Below are 21,377 nucleotides of genomic sequence, written 5' to 3' on the forward strand. Positions count from 1 at the left end.
ATGGAAGATGTGCTGGCCGTCTATGCCCGGCCCTATGACCCGGCGCGTCCGGTGGTGTGCATGGACGAGAAGCCCTACCAGCTCCTCGACCATGCCCGCGGCCCGCTCCCGGCCCGGCCTGGTCACGACGCCTGCCAGGACAGCGAGTACATCCGCTGCGGCACCTGCTCCATCTTCGTATGGGTCGAACCCTTACGCGGATGGCGTCGAGTTCAGGCACTGTCCCAGCGGACCCGGATCGACTGGGCCGGCCAGGTCAAGCAGCTGCTGAGTGTGGACTACCCCGACGCCGAGACCGTGGTGCTGGTGATGGACAACCTCAACACCCACGGCGTCGCCTCACTGTACGAGGCGTTCGAACCAGAAGAGGCCTTCGCCCTGGCTCAACGCCTCGAGATCCACCACACGCCCAAACACGGGTCATGGCTCAACATCGCCGAGATCGAACTCTCCGCGCTGACCAGGCAATGTCTCGACCGCCGGATCGGCGACCTCGACACACTCAACACCGAACTCTCAGCCTGGCAGAACGCCACCAACACCGACCAACGTCAGGTGGACTGGCAGTTCACCACCCACGATGCACGCATCAAACTGCGCCATCTCTATCCCAAACATTAGCCGCGACAGTCTACTAGTCCAGGGGATCGAGGGTGAGGTGGGCCTGCTGCGGATCGCCGTCGTGGACCAGGGACTCCTGGTTGCCGGCGTCGTCGAAGGCGAACGCGTAGGCCTTGGAGTCGGCCATCCGGTCATGGATGATCCGCGCGTAGTGGTTGGTCACCGAGTCCTGGTAGAAGTTCGTCGCCGTGGCGTCCGGCTGGTCGGGGTTCACCAGGAGCGTGGACCGGTTGAACGCGGCGCACAGGGTGCGGGAGATGGGGCCGCGCACCGCGTCGTTCGGGGCGTCCAGCAGTTTGTGGCAGCCAAAGACGCTGTCGGCGTCCGGCTTCTGGAAGCTGGTGACGACGGCGCCCGAGGCGTCGGTGAAGTTCATGACGCCGCCTGAGACCCGGCCGTAGTAGCGGGTGCCGGGCTGGTCCCCGAACGGGGTGGCGGTGAGCGTGGTGCCGGCGTACTTCTGCCAGACCCGGTTGACGTAGTCGTCCATCACGCTGCCCGGCAGGGCGCCGTTCTCCATGCCGTGCCCGGGTGAGAGCGCTCGCAGCACGGTGCCGTCGGACCGGGTCTGGATCAGACCGCCCCAGCCGCCGGGCTGCGCGCGCAGGGCGTCGAACACGGCGCGGTAGCCGCCCGGCTTGAGGCGGCCGGTGTTCACGGTGCTCCCGTCGGCACGCCGGACACCCACCGAGTACGGCACCGAGAACATGTCCACCTGGGTGCTGTTGAGCCACAGCCCGGCGTTGTTCAGTGTGTACTCGGACCAGTTGAAGAGGATGTCGTGGTTGGGGTCGCTCGGGTTCTGCACGGCGGGCTGGACCAGTCCGCCGGTGGTCAGCCTGAAGTCGAGTTTCCGGCCGTAGGAGAAGTAGATCCGCCCGGAGAACTTGGGGATCCGGATGGTCGCCGACTGTCCGGCGGCCGGCCCGGGGATCGAGGCGTCGGGGGCGGGGATCGGCGGGTTCCCGCCCGCCGGCCACGGGTGGAAGGCGCCGTTCGCGTCGGCCCAGCCCTGCTGGCCGGTCGTCAGGGACGTGCCGATGTCGTAGAGGTACAGCTGCTCGCCGCGGGCGGAGTTGTTGGTCACCTCCAGCGGGATCGTGTCGGGCACCGCCGCCTTGGCCGGGGCGGGGGCACCGAGTCCGAGCAGCGCGCCGACGAGGGCCGTCGCCCCTGTCGTCGCGAGCACCTTGAGTCTGCTGAGCATGCTCCACCTTCGTGGGGGGTTGGGGGGATACGGAGTTGGTTGGTCCGTACCTGAAGTGAGAGCGCTCTCAGAATCCCGTCTGGGGTGCGTACATGTCAATCAAAGCCTGTGGTGCGGCACGCCCCCGGGCACCTCGCGGCGGTGGCGGACGTCCGTCACCGCCGGCCGCCCGCCCGGCGCGCAGCGCTTCTTATTCGAACCGCGAGGTGTCGCCCGCTCCCCGCCGAACGATCTCCGCCTCGCCGCCGGAGAAGTCGACGACCGTGGTCGGCTCGGTGCCGCAGTCGCCGGAGTCGACCACCGCGTCCAGCACGTGGTCGAGCCGGTCCTTGATCTCCCAGCCCTGCGTCATCGGCTCCTCCTCGTCGGGCAGCAGCAGCGTGCTGGACAGCAGCGGCTCGCCGAGTTCCGTGAGCAGGGCCTGGGTGACGACGTGATCGGGGATGCGCACCCCGACGGTCTTCTTCTTGGGATGCTGCAACATGCGCGGCACCTCCCTCGTGGCGGGGAGGATGAAGGTGTAACTGCCGGGCGTGGACGCCTTGATGGCGCGGAAGACGTCGTTGTCGATCCGCACGAACTGGCCGAGCTGCGCGAAGTCCTGGCACATCAGGGTGAAGTGGTGCCGGTCGTCCAGCTGCCGGATCGTCCGGATCCGCTCGATGCCGTCCCGGCTGCCCAGCCGGCAGCCCAGGGCGTAGCACGAGTCGGTCGGATACGCGATCAGCGCGCCGTCGCGCACGCTGTCCGCGACCTGACGGATCGCACGCGGCTGCGGATTGTCGGGGTGCACGTCGAAATACTTCGCCATCCGCCGAGCTTATGCCGAACCCCACCCACCACGACGCAGGCCCCTGCCAACGGCCCCTGCGCGCCGCCGCACCGCTCCGCGCCCCACTCGCCCCCGGCAACGCCCCAAGCGGCCCCGTGCCGGCGGAGTCGTACCCGCTTCGAATTCGTAGGCGTACTTCCCGGGAATGGGGGAAACAGCGTTCTCGTGTCGCTCGGGAGCTGTCCCCCCGGCCTCGGGCGCGTGGCTTCGCCGGTTGTTCACCAACCCCCCCGTGAACCGCCGGCGAAGCCGCCCTCCTGACCGTTCGTCCGGTCGTGCGGTGTGCCCGAGGCCGGAGTGAAGGGGTGCTGCCTGGTAACGTCCAAGATCGGAAACGCCGAGGTCAAGGCCACGGACAGGCGACGGATGAGGAGAGGGCCGACATGGCCGGGCGAGAGGACGGGACCGCCGGAACCCCGGGACGGGACGGCCGGGCGTCCTGGGCCGAGGGACTCCTCGACCAGTTGCGACCGACCGGACGGGACGTGCGCAAGGTCGTCGCCTGGCTCGCCGCGTCCGTGCACGGGACCGGCTGCCTCCTGGACGGCACCGGCACTCTGCTCGCAGGGGAGCCGCTGGCCCTGGACGAGGACCTGGTCGAGGACGTCGTCGCCGGCCGGTTCGCCTCCGCCGCGCTGGAGGACCAGGGACACCACGTCCGCCTGGTGCGCGTGGGAGGCCCGCATCCGGAGTCGGCCCGGGTCCTGGCCGTCTCCCGCGCCGAGCCCTTCGACCGGCAGGCCGCGGAGATGGTCACCCACACCGCCGGAGTGCTCGAACTGCTGCTGCGGGCCCACGAGTCGACCGTCGCCGGGCACCGGCTCGAAAAGGCGACGGCGGCCCTGCGACTGGCGATCCTGCAACTGCTGATGGTGGAGGACACCGTCTCGGCCCGCCGGGTGGCCGCGGGCCTGTGGCCCGGACTGCTCGACACGGACGCCGCCTGGGTCTACGTCGTCGAAACCCACCGCGAAGGACGCGACCGGCTGGCCGCCGAGTGCCGGGACACCACCGGGGAACGAGCCCTGGTGGTGCTCTGCCCGGCGGTGGACGAGCACGTGATCGTGCTCGCGCCGCTCGAGACCGACGGCCGCAACCTGCGCTCGCTGGTCGGCGCGCGGCCGCGCACCTTCCTCGGCGGCAGCGCCCAGCACGGCCTGGCCCGGACCGCCACCGCGTACGGGCAGGCCGTGAGCGCCCTCGCGGTCGCCCGGTTCCGTCCGGAGGGGGCCGCCGTGTACGCCGAGCGCAGCCACCCCGAGCGCCTGATGGACCCCGAGGCGCTGCGCGCCTGGTCCGCCCGGCTGCTGCGGCCCCTGGACACGCTGGCGCACCACACGCGCGCCGAACTGCTCGCCACCACCAGGCTGGGCCTGGAGTTCACCGCCGTGAGCGCGGCGAAGGTCCTCGGGGTGAGCCGCAACACGGTAAGGGCCCGTATGGAGCGGGTGGAGGGACTGATCGGCGCGGACTTCGCCAGGCTGACCGACCGGGCCGCCGTACACCTCGCCCTGAACACCCAGGCCGGCCTGGACCACCAGCCGGCCGTCGGCCCGGCGCCGTGGACGGGCGCGGTACGCCTCGGCGACCTGCTGACCGGCCCCGCGCTGCGCACCTGGGCACGCGAGCTCCTCGGCCGTCTGGCGGCGGACGCACGGGACCTGCGCGGCACCCTGCGCACCTGGATCACCGCCGGCGGCAACGCCGAGCGCGCCGCGCAACTGCTCGGCGTCCACGCGCAGACCGTCCGCGAGCACGTCCGCGGGGTGGAGCCCGTACTGGAACGCCAGCTCCTCGCCGCCGGCAGCGACCTGTACGAGGTCGTCCTGGCACATGTGGCGGTGGGCGACCTCGAATCGCCCGCCCTCGGCGCGGAGTGAAGCGGGCATTCCGGACTCACTTGTGCACGGTTGAGCCCTCCGCCGGGCCGAAGGGGCATCGGCGCGGTACCCAACGGCTGCCCCGTACACGTAGGTTCGACGAGCCGCGGACACGGGACCGGAACGGGGGACCGGTCCCGTGCCGTCGGGCGCCCGGGCGCCCGGGCGCAGGTCAGCGCACCGCACGGCGCCCGGACACGGCGAACTCCGCGCCGCGGGCCGCCCCCAGCAGTCCTGGGTCGGCCCGCCACCGAGCATTGCGCCCCGACGCCGCGGGAGCGCCCGGCACTCAGCCGTCCAGTCGTACCGGCACCTCCTGCCAGCCGAAGGCGATGAAGGACGGTACCTGGCGCAGTTCCTCCGCGCCGACGGCCAGGAGTAGACCGGGGAAGCGGTCGAAGAGCGCGGGCAGCGCGGTCAGGGCCTCCATACGGGCCAGCGGCGCCCCGATGCGCCGGTGCACGCCGATACCGAACCCGAGGTGGTCGTCACGTCGACAGCATGTTCACCACACCGACCCAGCCGAGGATCCAGCCCCACGAGGGGTTCTGGCCGACCTCCGGCCACTGCCTCCAGTGCTTGCGTACGAAACCGCCCAGTTACTGTTCTTTTCCAGGTCAAGTGTCTGAATTGCCTAGACCGTAAAGGTAACTCAGGCCTCAGGCTCAATCAGGCCTCACATCAATCGGGTTGAGGGCAGGACCGCCTCGACGGCCTCCGTCGGTGTCGCCACCTCGACCGGTCCGTGGATCCCGCCCGTGGCGGACGGCGCGTCCGGCAGGGCCCAGCTCTCCAGCAGTGCGACCGGCTTGCCCGCCCGCAGGGCCAGCGCCACCTCGCTGAGCGTTCCCCAGCCGCCGCCCACCGCGATGAGCGCGTCGCAGGTGTTCACGAGCAGCCCGTTGCGCAGCTCGCCCAGGCCGGTCGCCACCGCGAGGCTCAGGTGCGGGTTCCCCGCGGCCCGGTCCCGGCCCGGCAGCAGGCCGACGACCGTACCGCCCGCCGACGTCACGCCCTGCGCGCACGCCTCCATGACCCCGCCCAGGCCCCCGCACACCACGACCGCTCCCCGCCGGGCCAGCAGCACACCCACCTGCCGGGCGAGTTCCGCCTCCCGCGCGGAGGCCTCTCCGGGCCCGGCGACGGCTACACAGGGACGCATACGCCCATGGAACGGCCCTCGAACCCCGTCGGCAAGGCGGGCGCCGGCCATGCGGCGAGGAGGGCGCGAGCAGCCTGAGGCCGGCGTTCAGGCCGGGATCGACACCCACCGGCTGCCTTGGTCGGTGAGCCGCCTCGGAGCCCGCTCCGAGTACCGCCGCGGACGCCGAGCCGGAGGACTTCCTCCACCTCTCCCCGGCCAACCGGGGCATCCTGCTCACCCCGTTCCACAACATGGCGCTGATGTGCCCCGACACCACCGAGCAGGACGCCGACGCGCACACCGAGATCTTCGCCGCCGCCCTGGCCGTACTGCACGGCTGACGGCAGGGCCTACGCTGGGGCGATCCGGCCGGAGAGGGAGAGCGACGCACGTGGACGAGATCGACCGGGCCATCCTGCGCGAGTTGCAGACCGACGGGCGTATCGCGTACGCGGACCTCGGCCCCAAGGTCGGTCTGTCCGCGTCCGCCGCCCGCCAACGGCTCCAGCGCCTGCTGGACTCCAAGACGGTCCAGGTGGTCGGCGTGACCGATCCGATGGCCATGGGCGGACAGGCCATGGCACTGCTCGGCATCGGCGTGGACGGCGACCCGCGGGCGGTCGCCGACGAACTGGCCGGGCGTCCCGAGGTGGTCTACTCGGTGCTGACCTCCGGCGGCTTCGACCTGTTCGCCGAGGTGGTCGCGCCCGGCCCGAGGGACCTGCTGGACTTCGTCAACGACGTGGTCCGTCCCATCGAGGGCGTCCGGCAGGTCCAGTCGTTCCCGTACTTCGGCATCCACACCCACCGGTTCCTGTGGGACGTGGGCTGACCGGCCCGCCCCAGGCCGGGGTCAGCGGCCCTCCGGCGGGTCCGGCGGGTGGGGCGCGAGCACGAGCATCGTCACGTCGTCGCTGAGGGTGCCGCAGTGCGCGAGGAGGTCGGCCATGACGTGGTCGGCGAGTTCGGCCGGGTCGACGGCGGCGAGCCGGGGCAGCCGGTCGAGCAGGGGGTAGAACACGCCGGCCGCGTCCCTGGCCTCCGTGACGCCGTCGGAGGCGAGGAACAGCACATCACCGCGGCGCAGGGGCAGGACATGCCCGCCGCGCCGCGGGACGCCGTCGGGCAGGCCGAGACCGAGGGGTGTCCACGGCACGAGGCCGACCTCCTCGGCGTGCCCGTCGCGCAGCAGCACCGGCGGGGGATGGCCGCAGGTCACCAGCCGCACCGACCGCGCGTCCCCGTCGAACTCCAGCAGCACGGCCGTCGCGAACAGCTCCGCGTGCCGTACCTCCTGCGAGTCCACCACAAGCCGGCGGTCCAGGGCGGCGGCCACCCCCGGCAGATCCGTCCGGTCGAGCACCGCCTCCCGGAAGCTGCCGAGCAGCGCGGCGACGGTGGACACGGCGGCCAGGCCGTGCCCCTGCACATCGCCCATGACCGCCCGCACCCCCTCGCGCCCCCGGCGCACGTCGAAGAAGTCCCCGCCGACCAGTGTGCCGCGCTGCGCGGCCCGGTACAGGCCCGTGCACCGCACCGGACCGACCTGCTTGGGAAGCGGCGGGACGACGGCACGCTGCGCGGCCTCCGCGACCGTGCGCTCCAGGTCCAGTTGCGCGTCCCGGCGGCTGCGCACATAGGACAGGAACACGCTCAGCACGGCGACGAAGGTGACGGTCTCCAGGTCGGTGTTGCCCGGCCGGTTCAGCTGGAAGGCCGGCACGGTCAGCAGGGTCACCACCGTGGAGCCCAGCAGCGCGGTCGCCACCGGCCCGTACGACAGCACGGCCAGCGGCGGTATCGCGCCCAGCAGGAAGCCGATGTCGAGCGGGTTCGGACTCAGCAGCGTGACCGCGCACACGAAGACGACCAGGACGACCGGCAGCGCACGTACCCAGCGGGGCGGCGGGGCGCCGTGCAGCCAGCCGCGCCGGTGCGGGTCCCGACGCCGGACCGGGGCAGGCAGCTTCACCACATGACCACGCTGCTACGCCGGACCCGGTACCGCACGCCGGAAACCCCGGCCCGCCAGGGGGTCAGTCCGCGTCGCGCGCCAACTCGGCCTCCGCCGCCGCGAGTATCTCGGTGACCCGCAGGCCGAACGCGGCGTCGCACGGATGCGGGCGCCCGGTGCGCGCGGCGGCGAGCAGCGCGTCCGTCGCCCGGCCGTAGGCGGCGACGGCGTCCTCAGAGCTCTCCGGGAGCAGGGTCACCCCGGCCTCGCCCCGCAGCTCCACGGTGGCCCCGGCCGCCGCCGGGGGAGCGGTCAGGCTCAGGGTGAGGGTGCTGGACGCGCCGCCCACGTGGTCGAGGACCGCGTGCACCGTGTCCCCGGGGCCGTGCGCGGCGGCCGTCACACGCCGTACGTCGCCGAGGACCGGCAGCAGCACCGACAGCGCGTGCGGGCCGACGTCCCACAGCGCGCCCTTCTCCCGCCGCCACGGCGAGGCGGCGAACGGGCTGTCGCCGGTGAACACGGCGCCCAGCCACTGCGCGCGTGCCGTGAACCAGTCCCCCCGGGCCGCCTGCTCGGCGATCCAGGCCTCCGATTCGGGCTGGAAGCGGGCGGTGAAGAAGACCACCGAGGCCACGCCGGTCTCCCGGACGGCCCCGACCACCGCGCGGCCCTGCTCCACCGTCGCGGCGAGCGGCTTGTCGAGCAGCAGATGGCAGTGGGCCCGCGCGGCTCGCACCGCGAGGTCGGCCTGCACGTGCGGGGGCAGCGCGACGGCGACCGCGTCCACCTCCGCCAGCAGGGCGTCGAGGTCGTCGTAGGCGTGCGTACCGTGTCGTTCGGCAAGATCCTTGGCGGCGGCCGTGCGTCGCCCCCATACGCCGGCGAAGTCCAGCTCGCCGTGTCCGCTCAGGGCGGGAGCGTGGACCATCCGTGCCCAGGGGCCGGTGCCGAGCAGTCCGATGCGCATACCGGTGCCTCTCCACTGTGCCGGACAGGGTGACGACCGGCCGTACGGGCCGGTCGTCACCGAGCGTGTCACAGGAACCGGGTGCCGGAGCAAGCCCGCGGACGAAAGCGGGCACGGATCGGGCCTGGCGGGAGCGGCCCGGCGTACGCCCGCCGGGCCGGCGCGCACGCCGGCTCAGGCAGCCCGGCGCCGCTCGGCGGCGGCCGGGCCCGGTGCGGGCGCGGCCGGGCCGGCAGCGGCCCCGGAGCGGCGGCGGCCTCCCGGGAGAAGCCGCAGATGTGCGCGGCGCCCGGCGTGGCGGCCCCGCGCCGGAGCCGGATCCAGCATCCGCTCCTCCACCCGGGCCATGACCGCCAGCAGCACGGACACGAGCGGCAGCAGCAGAACAGCGACGAAGACCATGACACCCCCTTGTCCGACAGAGGATCCGGGTGCTCCGTACCGCGCGGATGATGAGTGCCGTCCGGTGAAGAATTCGTGAGGATCGGGACAGACCGTGATGCCCTCACGGGCCGTCGTTCGCCCCCGGGCTGGTTTGGGAAGACGCGGCTTCCCTAGGATGTACTCTCAGTCGGACCGGCCCAGTTGGCGCGGTGGAATCGGCGAATCTGGGGGACTGATGCCTGCGGAGAACCAGCTGTCCACGAACATCGACGAGAACGTGCCGACGGCTGCGCGTATGTACGACCACTACCTGGGTGGCAAGGACAACTACGCGGCCGACCGGTCCGCGTGCGAGGAACTCGACAAGGTCGTCCCCAGCACCCGCCGGCTCGCCCTGAACAACAGGCGCTTCCTGCAACGGGCCGTCCGCACGCTCGCCGAGAAGCACGGGATCCGGCAGTTCCTCGATCACGGCTCCGGTCTGCCCACCCAGGACAACGTGCACCAGGTCGCCCAGCGCGTCGACCCCGAGTCGCACGTGGTGTACGTGGACAACGACCCGATGGTGCTGGTCCACGGCCGGGCCCTGTTGCAGCAGGACGAGCGCACCGCGGTCATCCACGCCGACCTGCGGCAGACCGACGAGATCTTCTCGCACCCCGAGACCCAGCGCCTGATCGACTTCTCGCAGCCGGTGGCCGTGCTGTTCAACTCGGTCTTCCACTGCATCCCGGACAGTGACACCGACGGCCCGATCGCCGTGGTGGAGCGTGTACGGGAACGACTCGCGCCCGGCAGCGTCATGCTCATGTGCCAGCTGGTCAGCGAGGACCCCGAAGTGCGGGCCTTCGTCACCGACTTCATGGACAAGGTCACGCAGGGCCACTGGGGCCGGGTGCGCCAGGAGAAGGACGTCGCCGAATGGTTCGAGGGCCTGGAGCTTCTCGAGCCGGGTCTGGTGGAGGTGTCCACCTGGCGGCCGGACACCGAGGTGACACCCCGTCAACTCACTCATGAATGGGTGGAGTTCGGCGGCATAGGCCTGATCCGCTAGCGGACGGGCGTACGGCGGCACCGACACGAACGACGACGCCCCGTCCAGGACCCGGACACCGGGTTGCGGACGGGGCGTTCGCCTTGACCGGGTCTTCGCCTCGGGTGGATCGCCTTAGGGCTAGGAGGCGGACGCGTAACGGTCGTTGGCCGTCTTGCGCAGCAGTGCCAGGGACTCCTGCGGCGTGAGCGCCTCGTCGGCCAGCCGGTCCAGGGCGATCCGGTACTCCTCCGTCTCGTCGCGGTCCTCGAGGAAGTTGGCGCTTCTGATGTGCTCGAGGTAGACGACGTCGGGCAGGTCGAGGCCGCCGAACCGGAGATACGTGATCGGGATGGCGGGCGCGGACGCGTTCGTCACGTCCAACGGAACGATCTGCACGGTCACGTTGGGGCGCTGCGCCATCGTGACGAGGTGGTCGAGCTGCTCGCGCATGACCTCGCGGCTGCCCAGAACACGCAGCAGGACCGATTCGTCAAGGACCGCCCACACCTGCGGCGCGTCCTGCCGCAGCAGCAACTGGGCCCGTCGCATGCGCAGTTCGATGCGCCTCTGCACCTCGCCCGCCGAAGCGGTCGGCAGACCCCGCTCCACCACGGCCCGGGTGTACGCCGCGGTCTGGAGCAGACCGGGAACGTACTGGATCTCGAAGGTGCGGATCGCGGCGGCCGCCTCCTGGAGGCCGACCAGCCGGTCGAACCACTCGGGCATCAGCCGCTTGTCGTAGCGCTGCCACCAGCCGGGCTCGCCCGCCCGCCGCAGCAGCCTGAGCAGGACCGAGGACTCGTACTCGTCGGTGCCGTACAGCTTCAGCAGGGCGCGGACGTCGCCCTCGGCCGGAGGGCGACGTCCCTTGCCCGATTCGATGCGCGAGAGCTTCGCGGCGCTGAACCCGAGTTCGCGCGCCGACTGCTCCTGGGACAGGCCCGCGTCCTCGCGGAAGCCCGCCAGCTGGACACCGACCAGCATCTTCAGCAGAGTCGGGGCCGGTTCGGGCCGGTCCAGATAGGGTTCGAGGCGGGAGATGCGATGTGGCTCGGCGGACATCCTGACTCCCAGTAGACCGGCAGACTGAAAAGTCACCGTACCGCACCGTCCGGCTGCAGAGCGCACTCGCCGGGGGAAGTCGGCAAGTTCGTTCCGCTTCACAGCAGATGGTCGAACTCGCCCTCCTTGGCGCCGGCCAGGAACGCGGCCACCTCCGCGGGGGTGTAGACCAGTGCAGGGCCGTCGGGGTCACGGGAGTTGCGCAGCGCGATGTCACCGCCGACCAGAGTGGCGACTTCCACGCAGTTGCCTTCGGCGTTGCTGTGCCGGCTCTTCATCCAGCGGGCGTCCAACGAACTGGCCCGCACTCCGTTCCGCACTGGTGGCACCGCGGTCTCCTTGCTGTTCACGTTCGCACGTCCGCACGCACTTTCACGAGAAATTTCGCGTGCAATTGCACGCGGACGCTTTCAGCGTGGATAATAGCCGGGGCGTCAACCCCCTGTGGACGCCGTTCGGTGACGTCGCATCAGGGAGATGCCGTGCCCTCACCAGTGAGTCGAGAGCTCGAAGTGCAGAGCGCGGCCGCCGTGATCGCGCCGTGGGCGGAGGGGACCCACGGCGCGCTCGCGGCCGCAGCGCTGCGGATCGACTGCGGACGGGAGGGATTCGCCCGGGCCCGCGCCTTCACGCGCGAGACCTTGGGCAGATGGTCGGTCGACCACCGCGCCGACGACGCCGCCGTCATCGTCACCGAGCTCGCGGCCAACGCGGCGACGCACGCGGTGCCGTACGCCCCGCCCGGCGACAGGGCCGTGTGGCTCGGACTCGCCGTCGACGCCGCACAGTTGATCATCACGGTCTCCGACCCCTGCGCCGGTCGGCCCATACGCCGCAGTCCGGCGGGCTTCAGCCTGCTGGAGCACGGTCGGGGCCTGTGCATAGTCGACGCCCTGGCCGAGGAATGGGGCTGGACCCCGAGGCCCCCGGCGGGCAAGTCGGTCTGGGTGAAGCTGTCGACGCGTCCGCCCCGCTGAACCGCCGTTCCCCCCACAGGGCCGTCGCCGGAAAGGACGACGCCATGCGCACCGTACCGACGGAGCAGCCCGGCACTCGGCGCACCGACCGCGCGACCCCGTTGTCGGCCCTGGGGCAGGTGCCCTGGAGCGACATCAGGGACTCCACCGGCTCGGCGGCCGCCGTCCCCCTGCTGCTTTACAAGGTGGCCTCGCACGACGCCCGCACCGCCCGCGCCGCGCTGGACGCTCTGCGCCAACGGATCTGCCAGTACGGCTTCGTGGTCGAGCAGGCCACCGCCGCCGTGGTCCCCTTCCTGTGGGAGCTGGCCCAACTCCCGGGCGTGACCTGCCGTCCGCAGATCATCCAGCTGCTCCGGAGCATCGCCGGCGCCCGGCAGTGGGAGAGCGTCGCCGCGGTCTACCCCAAGCTCCTCAACCACCGGGAGAACCCGGTGGTCTGGGAGCGCAGGGCGCGGCAGGCCGTGCGCTCCCGGCGCGGCGCGCTGCAGGCGCTGCTGGCCGACCGCGACCGCGAGCTCGCCGCGGCCACGGCGGAGCTCGCCGACGCGCTCTCCGACTGAGCACCGACCCCGGGACCTCCGGACGGCCCCGACCGCCCGGACCCACTGCGCGGATTCGGCCACCAGCACGAAGAATCACTCGCCGAGTGGGCCCGTGGCCGCAGGCCGTCCGCCCCGAGGGGCTCACGGCGGAGCGTTCTCCTGTTCGCCTCCTGCGTGGCGCTCACCCAGTCATGGCCGTGGGGCCGAAAAGCACCTATATTGCGGATACCTCTGCCGGGTCGTGCGGTGCCCTGCTGCCGCAGACGGGAGCTGCCCGGAAAATGTGCGGCCGAGTGTTCAGCGGAGGTCCCGGTGAGCGTTGTCCGAACGATCGAGAACTGGCGCGAGCGCGGGGCGTGCCGCTTCGAGGATCCCGAGTTGTTCTTCCCGCTCGGGGAAAGTGGTCCGTCCATGCGTCAGATAGAACAGGCCCGCGCTGTGTGCTACCGGTGTCCGGTGCTGCGCGAGTGCCGGGCCTGGGCTTTGCGCAACAGCGAGTACGACGGTGTCTGGGGAGGCATGACCGCTGGGGAGCGCCGCGCCGCGGGGCGGCGCAGGTCCGGGGACCGCGGCCGGTAGAGCCGGCGGCGCCCTGGTGGGCGAGCGGTGGCCGTGCCACCGGAAACCGACTGAATTCGGTCAAACATATGCCCGCGAGTCGCTCGCCGTGCATGGCACGGCGTGCCGCGGGCATACGGAGCAAAAATCGAGAGAGGGGCGCTCCGTGCTGGTTCCGGACCCGAAGGTCGTCAGGACGTTGCTGACTCGGTACGCATCGCTGAAGATCGCTCAGGCGGAGAGGGAGCGGGCCGAGACGGCCCGGGAGCTGGAGGACGTCAGCTACACCTTGTGCGTCATGATGGGGGTCACCGGCATCCACGAGGCCATCGGCAAGGCGGACGCCCTGCTGCTCGCCGCCGGGCGAGCAGCGGACACGGACGTGAGCACCGACCCCGACGGGGACGGCGTCCTGCCCCTGGCGGTCTGATCCCGCGGCAGACGTACGGGCGCTCCCCTGGCACGGCGTGCCGCGGTCAAGGAGCGGCCGTACGCCTGCCGTTGGCGTGTTCGCGCTCCCGTGGGCCGGGGCGGGCCAGCCACTCGGCGATGGTCCGGGCGATCGGCTGGCCGGTCTCCACCTCGACGAACCCGAACTGGCCGGACTGGTTGCACTCGAGGAACCACCACGTGCCGTCGGCGTCCTCGGCGAAGTCGAAGGCGCCGTAAGCCAGTTCGGCCTGCCGAAGATAGGCGCGCACCGCCGCGGCCACGCGCGGCGGGACCTCGGCCGGCCGCCACTGTGTCCCGGACGTGGCGAACCGGACGTCCACGTCCTGGGGGTCGGCGTCCGCCGGGGTCGCCTTGCGGGCGGCCAGCAGCGTGTCGCCGACCGCGGTCAGCCGGATGTCGGCGTGCTTGGCGATCCTGCGTTGCAGCAGGGTCGGGCCGTAGGCCACCGCGCCGAAGTCCGCGTCCGGGGCGACGCGGCTGGTCGGCACCGCCCTCGGCGGCTCCTGCGGATGCGCGCCGGAGACCGGCTTGACCACCAGGTCCGGGAACCGCTCGGCGAACTCCCGGGCTGCCTGCGGGAAGGTGGTGATGAGCGTGGCCGGGACCGGCAGGCCGCTGCGCTGGGCGAGCCGCAACTGCCAGGGCTTGTACCGGGCCCGCTCGGCCGCGTCCGGATGGTTCATCCAGCGGGCTCCGCAGCCGCGCAGCATTCCGTACAGCGCCTGTGCCGCCTCCTCGGTCAGCCACGCGGACGGCTGGGTCGCCCGCGCCGCCGGGGCTCCGGGTCTGCGCACCCAGACCGAGCACAGGCGGCTCACGCTCACCAGCCGTCCGCCCGCCGACAGATGGCCGCTGAAGGAGTCGTGGACGTATTCGCCCGACAGGGCGGCGCCCGCGGTCAGATCGGCCGGATCCAGCCGGACCACCGGAGTCGAGGAGGCGTTCAGGTGCATCACCACCATGTCCGCCGTCACGTCCTCCTCGCCGGTGAGGATCAGTACGGTCATCTCCGCGGCCGTGTTCAGTCGTCGAAGTGCGTCTTGGAGCCCGCCGTGGAGGTCGTGGTGCCCAGCTCTCTCAGCAGCGCGTGGTCGGATGCGGCGATCCGCCCGTCCATGAGAACGTTCAACTGCAGCCCGGAGTCGTAGGCGTACGGCGTGGCGGCGTCCCGTTCCACTGCCGGACGAGCGTAGTTGAGCGCGAACGGTTGCATCGTCTCTCCCCTGTCGGTGCAGCCGCGACCAAGCGGTGGTGCTGCTTGTGGCGTCGCCTGGCCCGCTGACTTCGTTTCGGGTTCCCGAGACTTATACGAATCGAACGAGTGAATGGTTTCCTTACGGAGCGTAGTCCTTGGCGTCCGGCTGTCCACGACGCCCGAAAAGTCCGGGTCGCCGCACCAGGGCGGGCAGCTGGTCCCCGCCGGCGGCGTGCAGTGAGCGCAGGGCCAGGAGCAGGACGCCGATGTCGTCGAGGTACACCGGGTCGGGCAACAGGTCCGTGGGCAGGACGAGATAGAGGACGGCACCCCAGAAGACCCAGCGCGGCCCCGTCGGAAGGCCGGCGCGGCGCAGCTCCCGCCGGGTGCGCACCAGACGCCTGAGCAGTACGACGGCCATGGCCAGCACGGCGGCCAAGGCCAGCGCGACGGCCGCGATGACGGCGGCCATGAGCAGCACCTTCGCGGTGGAGTCCACGGTTCGTGCCCTTCCTCGTCGTGCCGCTCACCGGCGCATCTCCTTGCCTGATGCCCGGTTGCGGCGCTTCCATGACCGGATGTCACCCCGCTGCGTCGTCCCGGTGGCGCGCCGCGCGGTACCCCGCCTGTAATGGCGGGGTAAAGGCGTGTCGCGCTTCGGGGGTGCAGGAGCGGCCGCACCCCTGCCATGGAGCCCAGCATGACCACCCGCTCTTCACCATCCCAGACGAACCAGGCCGTCATCGACTTCACCGACGAGTTCCACTGGTCCGAGCCGCCCGGCGGCATGGCGGGACGCGGCGACGACGAGTGCGCGGCCGGCGATCCGGTCGGCGGCCTCGTCCGTGCCGCGGTCGACGACCGGCCCCTGGAGGAGGTCCTCCGGCTCGTCACCCTGCTGGAGGGATCGCCCGAGCACACCGAGGCCGTCCGGCACGCTCTGCGAGCCGTCGCCCTGGACCGGCCCGTGGAGGACGTCGCCCGACTGGTCGCCGAGCTGACCCGGCCGCCGCGGCCGGCCGACGGCGCCGACGACACGATCCGCGCCGCGGTCGGCGGCCGCTGCGTCGCGGACGTCACCCGGCTGGTGGTGCTGCTGCACCGGCCGCCGCAACTGCCGCACTGCGGCCTGGCGGCGATCCGCGCGGCCGCCGCGGGCCGCACGGTCGAGGACCTCGTGGAGCTGATCGGGCGGCTGGCCCGGGAGCGGTACGACGAACCGTACGACGAACCGGGTGCGACGCCCGGCGTGGCCGCGGGCCAGGAACAGAAGGCCGAGGGCAAGTCCGGCGAGCGGCCCCTGCGGCCCGTCTTCTGGCCCAGTTGGATCGCCGCGGCAGCCCTCGTGGTGTGCGGCGCGGCCTACTTCCCGCTGCGCTGGCAGGGCGTCCCCCTGCTCGTCTGCCTCCTCGCCCTCACCGTGTCGGGGCTGTGCGGACTGCTGGCCCTGCTGCTGGCCCTGCGCGCCGGGGTGGCGGCCCTGGTGGCGGGAGCGGTCGTCCCGGCGGTGCTGGCCGGAGTCGGCTACGTCGAAGGCAGGTTCGCCCCGGTGCAGGTCTCCCGCGCCCTGGCGATCACCGTGGCACCACCGCTGAGCGCCGGACTCACCGCGGTGTGCGCGTCGCTGGCGAGTCTGGCCGCGCTCTCGCTGCTGCTCATGGTGCAGGCAGCCGAGCGACATCCGCCGCCCCGGCCGGCCGGACTGGGCTCACGGGCCGTCAACCCGCCTGCCCCGTGAACCGGTTGCCCGGTGCCGGGAAGGGCTCGTTCGGAGACGAACACCCGTGGTCTCGTGGGCGGCGTCGCCCGCGAGGGAGCCGCCTCGCCGCGGCGCGTCCGGGCGGCCTCCCGGACGTGCTGCCGCGCGGACCGCGTGTCCGCGCCGCGGCGCCCGGCCGGTCCGGGCACCCGTGCCGCCGTGAACCGGGCTCAGTCCCCGGTCCGCGGCTTCGAGCCTCCGGCCGGTGGGGACGTGCCGGCGTCCCCACCGGCCGGAGATCCGCCCTCGTCGTCGGAGGCCGCACCGTCCTTCGGCCGCCGCGCGGGCGTGGTGCCCGGGCGCAGCGACAGGGCGGTGCCCTTCAGGCGTTCCAGTCCGCGTGCCAGCTGCTGGAAGGGGGACCCCGCGGCCGTACGGGCCTGCCTCCTGGCGGGCAGCGTGCCCTCGGCCTCCGACTCCCGGTACACGGCGAGGGCCTCGTGGGCGCGTTCGGCGGCCTCCCGGTACAGGTCCCGGGACTTCGTCATCGCCTCCAGGGCCTCGGAGTACATGGTGACGAGCTCGCGTGCCCGGGCGAGTTCTTCTTCGAGGGTCAGTAGCTGCCACTCCTCGCGCAGCGCGGTGAGGGCCCGGTCGGCGTCGTTCGGCAGTGGCCTGGGCAGCGCGGCGAAACGGTTGACGGCGTCGATGAGTTCGGTGGGTTCCGTGCCGTCCAGGAAGACGCTGCGCACCGAGAAGTCCCGCACGTCGTAGCCGGGTGGCGCCGGACTGCCCGGCAGGACCAGGGCGCCGCCGCGGGGCAACCGGACGTCGAAGTCGTCCAGCACCCAGTTCACGGCCCTGAACCGGTGCGGCGCGGCCCGGTGCTCCACCACCCGGTGCCGCAGGCCCTCGGGCAGGACCCGCACCACCGCCGCCCGGCCGCGCTCGTCCGGCGTCATGGCCTCGTGGACGACGACGTGCAGGGTCCAGGTGTCCCGCGCCGCGTGCCGCAGGACCCGCCTGAGGTCCTTGTCGTCGTCCGGGAGGGGGGTGACCTCCCCGAGCCGCAGCCCGGTGACGGCCTCGTACTCCCAGTCGGCGCCGGGCCCCTGCGGCCAGAACATGGTCGCGGGGGAGGGCCACCGCGGGTCCCACGGCTGCTCCGCCTCCGCCATCAGCACCCATTCGCGCCCCTGTCCGGATCCGGAACCGGAGCCGGCGAGGGGCGACAGGGCGAGCCGGGCCCGTACGGTCACCTCGCCGGGCACCAGCCAGCGGGCCTCGAAGACCTTCTCGCCGCCGGGGCCGGTGTGCTTCGGTTCGAGGTGGTCGTGGATGACGCCGTCGGCCTTGAGCTGCTTCAGACGGCGCCGCACGACGTCCTCCGCGGCGGGTCCGGTGTGGCGGCCGCGGGCCGGCCACACCGTGGGCGGGCTCGCGGGGCGGGGGGAGGGAGAGTTCGACATGAGCCAATCTGAGAGCGGGGACGGCGGTTGCGTTCAGTATCGCCAAGCCGGATCATGCCGGGTCGCGCGGGGTCGGTGTCCGTCCCGCCGCGGCGGCGGCGCCGGGCGCCCACGGCCGTGCGAGTGCCGTGGCGGGGCGTTCTCCGTGGTCAGCCGGTCCGGGCGGAGGCCCGGCCGGCCCCGGTCGGCCGGCGGGTGACGTCCACGGCGAGTCCCCGGAGGGCGGCGGCACGGCGTTGACGCGGGCGCCGAAGCCGGGAACTCCGGCAGGGCCGACGCCCTCCTGCCGCGGGGCTCCGTTCGTCCGGCCACGGTCCGTCACCTCTCCCTGCGACGCGTTACCCCGTGTCGCCTTCCCCGTTCGGAGCATGTCACGCCCTGTGAGGCTGACAGTCCTACTGCATTCGGCGGTGAATCGATGTTCTGCGGCGCCCGGGACCCTCACCGTGGGAACGCCCGTGTTCTTCGAGCGACAGGAGTTCTCCATGAGGATCAGAATGACGGCTGCCGCGGCCCTGGCCGGTGCGGCCCTGATGACGTGCGCGGGAACCGCCGCGGCCGACGCCGACGCGACCGGTACCGCCAGCAACAGCCCCGGGGTGCTCTCCGGCAACGTCATCCAGGTCCCCGTCGACCTCGGCCTCAACCTGTGCGGCAACTCGTTCAACCTGATCGGCCTGCTCAACCCCACCGCCGGGAACGCGTGCGCGAACAGCTAGGGCGACCCCTGGCGGGGCGGTGCGCGTCCGGCGCACCGCTTCCCGTGAAGCGGAACGAGCCGTGCCCGGCCAGGGGCACGGCTCGTTCCGCTTGGGCTCCAGACAGCGCTCGCCGTCCGCCGGGCGGGCCGACTGGGCGTGCCGGACTACGCGCCGCTCGCGCGGAGCATGTCCTCGCGTTCGACGATCTTCACGCGCTCGCGGCCCTGCGGCTCGCCCAGGGCCTTCTCGGCGGCGTCCAGCCGGTACCAGCCCTCCCACGTGGTGAAGCGGACGTTCCGCTCGGCGAGGAAGGCGTCGACGGCCTCCGGGGCGGGCGAGGCGGGGGTGTGCAGGCGCTCGTTCGCGAAGTCGTCCAGCAGGTTGGAGACCGTCTCGTTGGCGTCGCCCTTGGTGTGGCCGATGAGGCCCACGGGGCCGCGCCGGATCCACCCGGTGACGTACAGGGACTGCACGTGCTCGCCGGACTCGGCGACGATCCGGCCGCCCTCGTCCGGGACCGTGCCCGACTCCAGGTCCCAGGGCAGCTTGGGCAGCTTGTCGGAGAGGTAGCCCACGGCGCGGTACACGGCCGTGACGTCCCAGTCCTTGAAGGTGCCGGTGCCCTTGACGTTGCCGGTGCCGTCGAGCGCGGTGCGCTCGGTGCGCAGGCCGACGACCCTGCCGTCCTCGCCGAGGACCTCGGCCGGGGACTCGAAGAAGTGCAGGAACAGCTTGTGCGGCCGGTCGCCGACGTCGCGGATGGCCCAGTTCTCCAGCGTCTTGGCGACCATGTCGGCCTGCTTGTTGCCGCGCCGGGTCGCGATGGAGCCCTCGTCGTAGTCGATGTCCTCGGGGTCGACGATGACCTCGATCGACGGGGAGTGGTCCAGTTCCCGCAGCTCCATCGGGCTGAACTTCGCCTGTGCCGGGCCCCGGCGGCCGAACACGTGGATCTCCACCGCCTCGTTGGCCTTCAGACCCTCGTGCACGTTCGGCGGGATCTCGGTCGGCAGCAGCTCGTCGGCCGTCTTGGCCAGGACGCGGGCCACGTCGAGGGCGACGTTGCCGACTCCGAGCACGGCGACCTTCCGCGCCGTCAGCGGCCAGGTGCGCGGCACGTCCGGGTGCCCGTCGTACCAGGAGACGAAGTCCGCGGCGCCGTACGAGCCGTCCAGCTCGATGCCGGGTATGGACAGTGTCCGGTCGGCCGTCGCGCCGGTGGAGAAGATCACGGCGTCGTAGAACGCGCGCAGGTCGTCCAGGCTGATGTCGCCCGGGTAGTCGACGTTGCCGAAGAGCCGGATCTGCGGCTTGTCGAGCACCTGGTGGAGGGCCGTGACGATGCCCTTGATGCGGGGGTGGTCGGGGGCGACCCCGTAGCGGATCAGGCCGAACGGGGCCGGCATGCGCTCGAAGAGGTCGATGGACACGCCCGGCTCGGTGGCCACGTCGGACTTGAGGAGGGCATCGGCGGCGTAGATCCCGGCGGGGCCGGCTCCGACGATGGCTACCCGCAGGGGGCGGGGCATGATCAGGTTCCCTTCGAGCGAGGATGGTCGACTCGTCGGCAACCTTAAACTAAGGCAAACCTAAGTTGGTACGCGGGTCCCGTCTATGGACCCATAAAGTCGATTTATGGCTTGCCCGACGGCAGGACGGCACGGCGCCGGTCGGGCATGGTGGACCTGTGATCGGGTTGGCTGCGTGCTTCGCCGTCATGGGGGCCGCCAGCAACGCCATGGGCACGGCCTACCAGCGCAAGGCGGCCTCCACCGTCGCGCGCGGCGGCGGACTGCGCCTGCTGCTCGCCCTGGCACGCCGCCCCGCCTGGCTGGCGGGCATCGGCGGGGTAATGGGGGCTGCCCTGTTCCAGGCCCTCGCGCTGGTGAACGGCCCGATGGCGCTCGTGCAGCCCCTGTTCATCCTGGAACTGCCCTTCGCCCTGCTCATCGCCGCTCCCTTGATGCACCGCAGGCTGCCCCTTGCGGGCTGGTGGGGTGTGGCGGGCATGGTCGGCGGCCTCACGCTGGTCCTGGTCTCGGCCGCGCCCTCCGGGGCCCGGGACCAGGCGTCCATGGTGCGGTGGGTCCCGGCCCTGATGGTCTGTCTGGGGGCGATGGCGGCGGCGGTGGTCCTCGCCCGGCCGGGACGCCCCTCCCTGTTCCGCGCCGCCGTGCTGGCCGCGGCCGCCGCCATCGGCAACGCCCTCACCGCCGCCCTGCTGAAGTCGGCTGCCGGCACCCTGGACAGCTCCGGCTTCGCGGTCTTCCTCACCACCTGGCAGACGTACGGTTTCGCCCTCACCGGGATCGGTGCCCTGTTGCTGCTGGAGAACTCCCTCCAGGCCGGCTCGCTGGCCGCCTCCCAGCCGGCGCTGACGCTCGGCGACGCGACGGTGAGCCTGCTGCTGGGCGTCACGCTCTTCGGCGAGCAGATCCGTACGGGCTGGTGGCTCCTGCCGGAACTGGTCGGTGCCGGGCTGATCCTGTGGGGCGTCCTACGTCTCATCCACGTGGTCCCGCACGCCCAGCAGACCCTGTGCGGCGACGGCCGCGCGGCCGGCAGTCCCGCCCCACCCGAGCGCGCGTCCGGGTCCTAGTGCCCCAACAGGCAACGTTCGCCCCGTCGCGACGCCCGGCACGCACTCTCGCCGCACCGGCCGAAAGCCCAAGTACGTCCAGTACGAGGAC

General features: G+C 72.2%; 24 protein-coding genes and 1 pseudogene. 11 read left to right on the plus strand and 14 right to left on the minus strand.

Features of this window, described 5'->3' with window-relative positions:
* Positions 1 to 621 (plus strand): IS630 family transposase (locus ACIQFZ_RS40545; RefSeq protein WP_402693663.1); only part of this gene is annotated, 621 nt, incomplete at its 5' end.
* Positions 622 to 634: 13 nt separating this feature from the next.
* Here ACIQFZ_RS40545 and ACIQFZ_RS40550 read toward each other — a convergent pair.
* Positions 635 to 1,828 carry a glycoside hydrolase family 64 protein gene (locus ACIQFZ_RS40550; RefSeq protein ID WP_402693664.1) on the minus strand — a complete coding sequence of 398 codons (1,194 nt, stop codon included), beginning with the start codon at positions 1,826 to 1,828 and terminating at the stop codon, positions 635 to 637.
* A gap of 190 nt (positions 1,829 to 2,018) precedes the next feature.
* A complete protein-coding gene (locus ACIQFZ_RS40555; RefSeq protein WP_365435596.1) occupies positions 2,019 to 2,639 on the minus strand; it encodes an L-threonylcarbamoyladenylate synthase in 621 nt (206 codons plus the stop codon).
* Between the two features lie 404 nt (positions 2,640 to 3,043).
* On the opposite strand from ACIQFZ_RS40555, the gene ACIQFZ_RS40560 reads away from it, so the two are divergent.
* On the plus strand, positions 3,044 to 4,540 hold the full coding sequence (locus ACIQFZ_RS40560; RefSeq protein WP_383060721.1) for a helix-turn-helix domain-containing protein: 1,497 nt from the start codon (positions 3,044 to 3,046) through the stop codon (positions 4,538 to 4,540).
* Positions 4,541 to 4,829: 289 nt separating this feature from the next.
* Here ACIQFZ_RS40560 and ACIQFZ_RS40565 read toward each other — a convergent pair.
* A pseudogene (locus tag ACIQFZ_RS40565) lies at positions 4,830 to 5,030 on the minus strand (cytochrome P450); the annotation flags it as partial.
* Positions 5,031 to 5,216: 186 nt separating this feature from the next.
* The gene (locus ACIQFZ_RS40570; RefSeq protein WP_365435641.1) at positions 5,217 to 5,702 is read right to left on the minus strand and encodes a TIGR00725 family protein; all 486 of its coding nucleotides are present in this window, start codon (positions 5,700 to 5,702) and stop codon (positions 5,217 to 5,219) included.
* A gap of 373 nt (positions 5,703 to 6,075) precedes the next feature.
* Between ACIQFZ_RS40570 and ACIQFZ_RS40575 the strand changes: the two genes are divergently transcribed.
* Complete coding sequence (locus ACIQFZ_RS40575) at positions 6,076 to 6,516, plus strand: Lrp/AsnC family transcriptional regulator (RefSeq protein ID WP_361413686.1); 441 nt, start codon at positions 6,076 to 6,078, stop codon at positions 6,514 to 6,516.
* A gap of 21 nt (positions 6,517 to 6,537) precedes the next feature.
* Here the strand turns inward: ACIQFZ_RS40575 and ACIQFZ_RS40580 are convergent, their stop codons facing one another.
* The 3 genes from ACIQFZ_RS40580 to ACIQFZ_RS40590 form a co-directional block, all read right to left on the minus strand.
* Complete coding sequence (locus ACIQFZ_RS40580; RefSeq protein WP_402693665.1) at positions 6,538 to 7,659, minus strand: PP2C family protein-serine/threonine phosphatase; 1,122 nt, start codon at positions 7,657 to 7,659, stop codon at positions 6,538 to 6,540.
* Positions 7,660 to 7,720: 61 nt separating this feature from the next.
* A complete protein-coding gene (locus ACIQFZ_RS40585) occupies positions 7,721 to 8,608 on the minus strand; it encodes a Gfo/Idh/MocA family protein (RefSeq protein ID WP_402693666.1) in 888 nt (295 codons plus the stop codon).
* Positions 8,609 to 8,782: 174 nt separating this feature from the next.
* Positions 8,783 to 9,010, minus strand: a complete 228-nt coding sequence (locus ACIQFZ_RS40590) for a hypothetical protein (protein WP_365775613.1) — start codon at positions 9,008 to 9,010, stop codon at positions 8,783 to 8,785.
* A 217-nt stretch (positions 9,011 to 9,227) separates the two neighbouring features.
* Between ACIQFZ_RS40590 and ACIQFZ_RS40595 the strand changes: the two genes are divergently transcribed.
* Positions 9,228 to 10,046: an SAM-dependent methyltransferase gene (locus tag ACIQFZ_RS40595; protein ID WP_365435336.1), complete on the plus strand. Its 819-nt coding sequence runs from the start codon at positions 9,228 to 9,230 to the stop codon at positions 10,044 to 10,046.
* A 120-nt stretch (positions 10,047 to 10,166) separates the two neighbouring features.
* Here the strand turns inward: ACIQFZ_RS40595 and ACIQFZ_RS40600 are convergent, their stop codons facing one another.
* On the minus strand, positions 10,167 to 11,090 hold the full coding sequence (locus ACIQFZ_RS40600; RefSeq protein ID WP_365435333.1) for a helix-turn-helix transcriptional regulator: 924 nt from the start codon (positions 11,088 to 11,090) through the stop codon (positions 10,167 to 10,169).
* Positions 11,091 to 11,188: 98 nt separating this feature from the next.
* Positions 11,189 to 11,419, minus strand: coding sequence for a DUF397 domain-containing protein (locus ACIQFZ_RS40605; protein WP_141364546.1), 231 nt, complete (start codon positions 11,417 to 11,419; stop codon positions 11,189 to 11,191).
* A 153-nt stretch (positions 11,420 to 11,572) separates the two neighbouring features.
* Between ACIQFZ_RS40605 and ACIQFZ_RS40610 the strand changes: the two genes are divergently transcribed.
* From ACIQFZ_RS40610 to ACIQFZ_RS40625, 4 genes are all read left to right on the plus strand, one after another.
* On the plus strand, positions 11,573 to 12,067 hold the full coding sequence (locus ACIQFZ_RS40610; protein ID WP_383060733.1) for an ATP-binding protein: 495 nt from the start codon (positions 11,573 to 11,575) through the stop codon (positions 12,065 to 12,067).
* A 44-nt stretch (positions 12,068 to 12,111) separates the two neighbouring features.
* Positions 12,112 to 12,630, plus strand: a complete 519-nt coding sequence (locus ACIQFZ_RS40615) for a hypothetical protein (RefSeq protein WP_402693667.1) — start codon at positions 12,112 to 12,114, stop codon at positions 12,628 to 12,630.
* A 294-nt stretch (positions 12,631 to 12,924) separates the two neighbouring features.
* Positions 12,925 to 13,191 (plus strand): WhiB family transcriptional regulator, encoded by a 267-nt coding sequence (locus ACIQFZ_RS40620; RefSeq protein ID WP_402693668.1) that lies wholly within the window; start codon positions 12,925 to 12,927, stop codon positions 13,189 to 13,191.
* Positions 13,192 to 13,336: 145 nt separating this feature from the next.
* A complete protein-coding gene (locus tag ACIQFZ_RS40625; protein ID WP_365436147.1) occupies positions 13,337 to 13,600 on the plus strand; it encodes a DUF5133 domain-containing protein in 264 nt (87 codons plus the stop codon).
* 46 nt (positions 13,601 to 13,646) lie between these two features.
* Here the strand turns inward: ACIQFZ_RS40625 and tgmB are convergent, their stop codons facing one another.
* The 3 genes from tgmB to ACIQFZ_RS40640 all read right to left on the minus strand — a co-directional run bounded on the left by tgmB (position 13,647) and on the right by ACIQFZ_RS40640 (position 15,317).
* Entirely contained in the window at positions 13,647 to 14,630 is a 984-nt protein-coding gene (gene tgmB, locus ACIQFZ_RS40630) for an ATP-grasp ribosomal peptide maturase (RefSeq protein WP_376654519.1), read from the minus strand.
* Between the two features lie 14 nt (positions 14,631 to 14,644).
* A complete protein-coding gene (gene tgmA, locus ACIQFZ_RS40635) occupies positions 14,645 to 14,836 on the minus strand; it encodes a putative ATP-grasp-modified RiPP (RefSeq protein ID WP_141364557.1) in 192 nt (63 codons plus the stop codon).
* 121 nt (positions 14,837 to 14,957) lie between these two features.
* Entirely contained in the window at positions 14,958 to 15,317 is a 360-nt protein-coding gene (locus tag ACIQFZ_RS40640) for a YkvA family protein (protein WP_361413711.1), read from the minus strand.
* 201 nt (positions 15,318 to 15,518) lie between these two features.
* On the opposite strand from ACIQFZ_RS40640, the gene ACIQFZ_RS40645 reads away from it, so the two are divergent.
* Complete coding sequence (locus ACIQFZ_RS40645) at positions 15,519 to 16,556, plus strand: hypothetical protein (protein ID WP_365775620.1); 1,038 nt, start codon at positions 15,519 to 15,521, stop codon at positions 16,554 to 16,556.
* 191 nt (positions 16,557 to 16,747) lie between these two features.
* Here ACIQFZ_RS40645 and ACIQFZ_RS40650 read toward each other — a convergent pair whose 3' ends face one another.
* Positions 16,748 to 17,986: a hypothetical protein gene (locus tag ACIQFZ_RS40650; RefSeq protein WP_402693669.1), complete on the minus strand. Its 1,239-nt coding sequence runs from the start codon at positions 17,984 to 17,986 to the stop codon at positions 16,748 to 16,750.
* 485 nt (positions 17,987 to 18,471) lie between these two features.
* On the opposite strand from ACIQFZ_RS40650, the gene ACIQFZ_RS40655 reads away from it, so the two are divergent.
* Entirely contained in the window at positions 18,472 to 18,705 is a 234-nt protein-coding gene (locus tag ACIQFZ_RS40655; protein ID WP_365437553.1) for a chaplin, read from the plus strand.
* Between the two features lie 146 nt (positions 18,706 to 18,851).
* On the opposite strand, the gene ACIQFZ_RS40660 is transcribed toward ACIQFZ_RS40655, so the two are convergent.
* Positions 18,852 to 20,216, minus strand: a complete 1,365-nt coding sequence (locus ACIQFZ_RS40660) for an FAD-dependent oxidoreductase (RefSeq protein ID WP_376654517.1) — start codon at positions 20,214 to 20,216, stop codon at positions 18,852 to 18,854.
* A 158-nt stretch (positions 20,217 to 20,374) separates the two neighbouring features.
* Here ACIQFZ_RS40660 and ACIQFZ_RS40665 point away from each other — a divergent pair, with 158 nt between their 5' ends.
* Positions 20,375 to 21,286 carry a DMT family transporter gene (locus ACIQFZ_RS40665; protein ID WP_365419874.1) on the plus strand — a complete coding sequence of 304 codons (912 nt, stop codon included), beginning with the start codon at positions 20,375 to 20,377 and terminating at the stop codon, positions 21,284 to 21,286.
* The last annotated feature ends 91 nt before the right edge of the window (positions 21,287 to 21,377 follow it).

Source organism: Streptomyces sp. NPDC093064, assembly GCF_044754605.1.
Lineage (GTDB): Bacteria > Actinomycetota > Actinomycetes > Streptomycetales > Streptomycetaceae > Streptomyces.

Excerpts from the sequence above, each read along its gene's own strand:
- ACIQFZ_RS40550 (WP_402693664.1), bottom strand. The coding sequence starts at position 1,828 with ATGCTCAGCAGACTCAAGGTGCTCGCGACGACAGGGGCGACGGCCCTC.
- ACIQFZ_RS40555 (WP_365435596.1), bottom strand. The coding sequence starts at position 2,639 with ATGGCGAAGTATTTCGACGTGCACCCCGACAATCCGCAGCCGCGTGCG.
- ACIQFZ_RS40560 (WP_383060721.1), top strand. The coding sequence starts at position 3,044 with ATGGCCGGGCGAGAGGACGGGACCGCCGGAACCCCGGGACGGGACGGC.
- ACIQFZ_RS40570 (WP_365435641.1), bottom strand. The coding sequence starts at position 5,702 with ATGCGTCCCTGTGTAGCCGTCGCCGGGCCCGGAGAGGCCTCCGCGCGG.
- ACIQFZ_RS40585 (WP_402693666.1), bottom strand. The coding sequence starts at position 8,608 with ATGCGCATCGGACTGCTCGGCACCGGCCCCTGGGCACGGATGGTCCAC.
- ACIQFZ_RS40590 (WP_365775613.1), bottom strand. The coding sequence starts at position 9,010 with ATGGTCTTCGTCGCTGTTCTGCTGCTGCCGCTCGTGTCCGTGCTGCTG.
- ACIQFZ_RS40595 (WP_365435336.1), top strand. The coding sequence starts at position 9,228 with ATGCCTGCGGAGAACCAGCTGTCCACGAACATCGACGAGAACGTGCCG.
- ACIQFZ_RS40600 (WP_365435333.1), bottom strand. The coding sequence starts at position 11,090 with ATGTCCGCCGAGCCACATCGCATCTCCCGCCTCGAACCCTATCTGGAC.
- ACIQFZ_RS40615 (WP_402693667.1), top strand. The coding sequence starts at position 12,112 with ATGCGCACCGTACCGACGGAGCAGCCCGGCACTCGGCGCACCGACCGC.
- tgmB (WP_376654519.1), bottom strand. The coding sequence starts at position 14,630 with ATGACCGTACTGATCCTCACCGGCGAGGAGGACGTGACGGCGGACATG.
- tgmA (WP_141364557.1), bottom strand. The coding sequence starts at position 14,836 with ATGCAACCGTTCGCGCTCAACTACGCTCGTCCGGCAGTGGAACGGGAC.
- ACIQFZ_RS40645 (WP_365775620.1), top strand. The coding sequence starts at position 15,519 with ATGACCACCCGCTCTTCACCATCCCAGACGAACCAGGCCGTCATCGAC.
- ACIQFZ_RS40650 (WP_402693669.1), bottom strand. The coding sequence starts at position 17,986 with ATGTCGAACTCTCCCTCCCCCCGCCCCGCGAGCCCGCCCACGGTGTGG.
- ACIQFZ_RS40655 (WP_365437553.1), top strand. The coding sequence starts at position 18,472 with ATGAGGATCAGAATGACGGCTGCCGCGGCCCTGGCCGGTGCGGCCCTG.
- ACIQFZ_RS40660 (WP_376654517.1), bottom strand. The coding sequence starts at position 20,216 with ATGCCCCGCCCCCTGCGGGTAGCCATCGTCGGAGCCGGCCCCGCCGGG.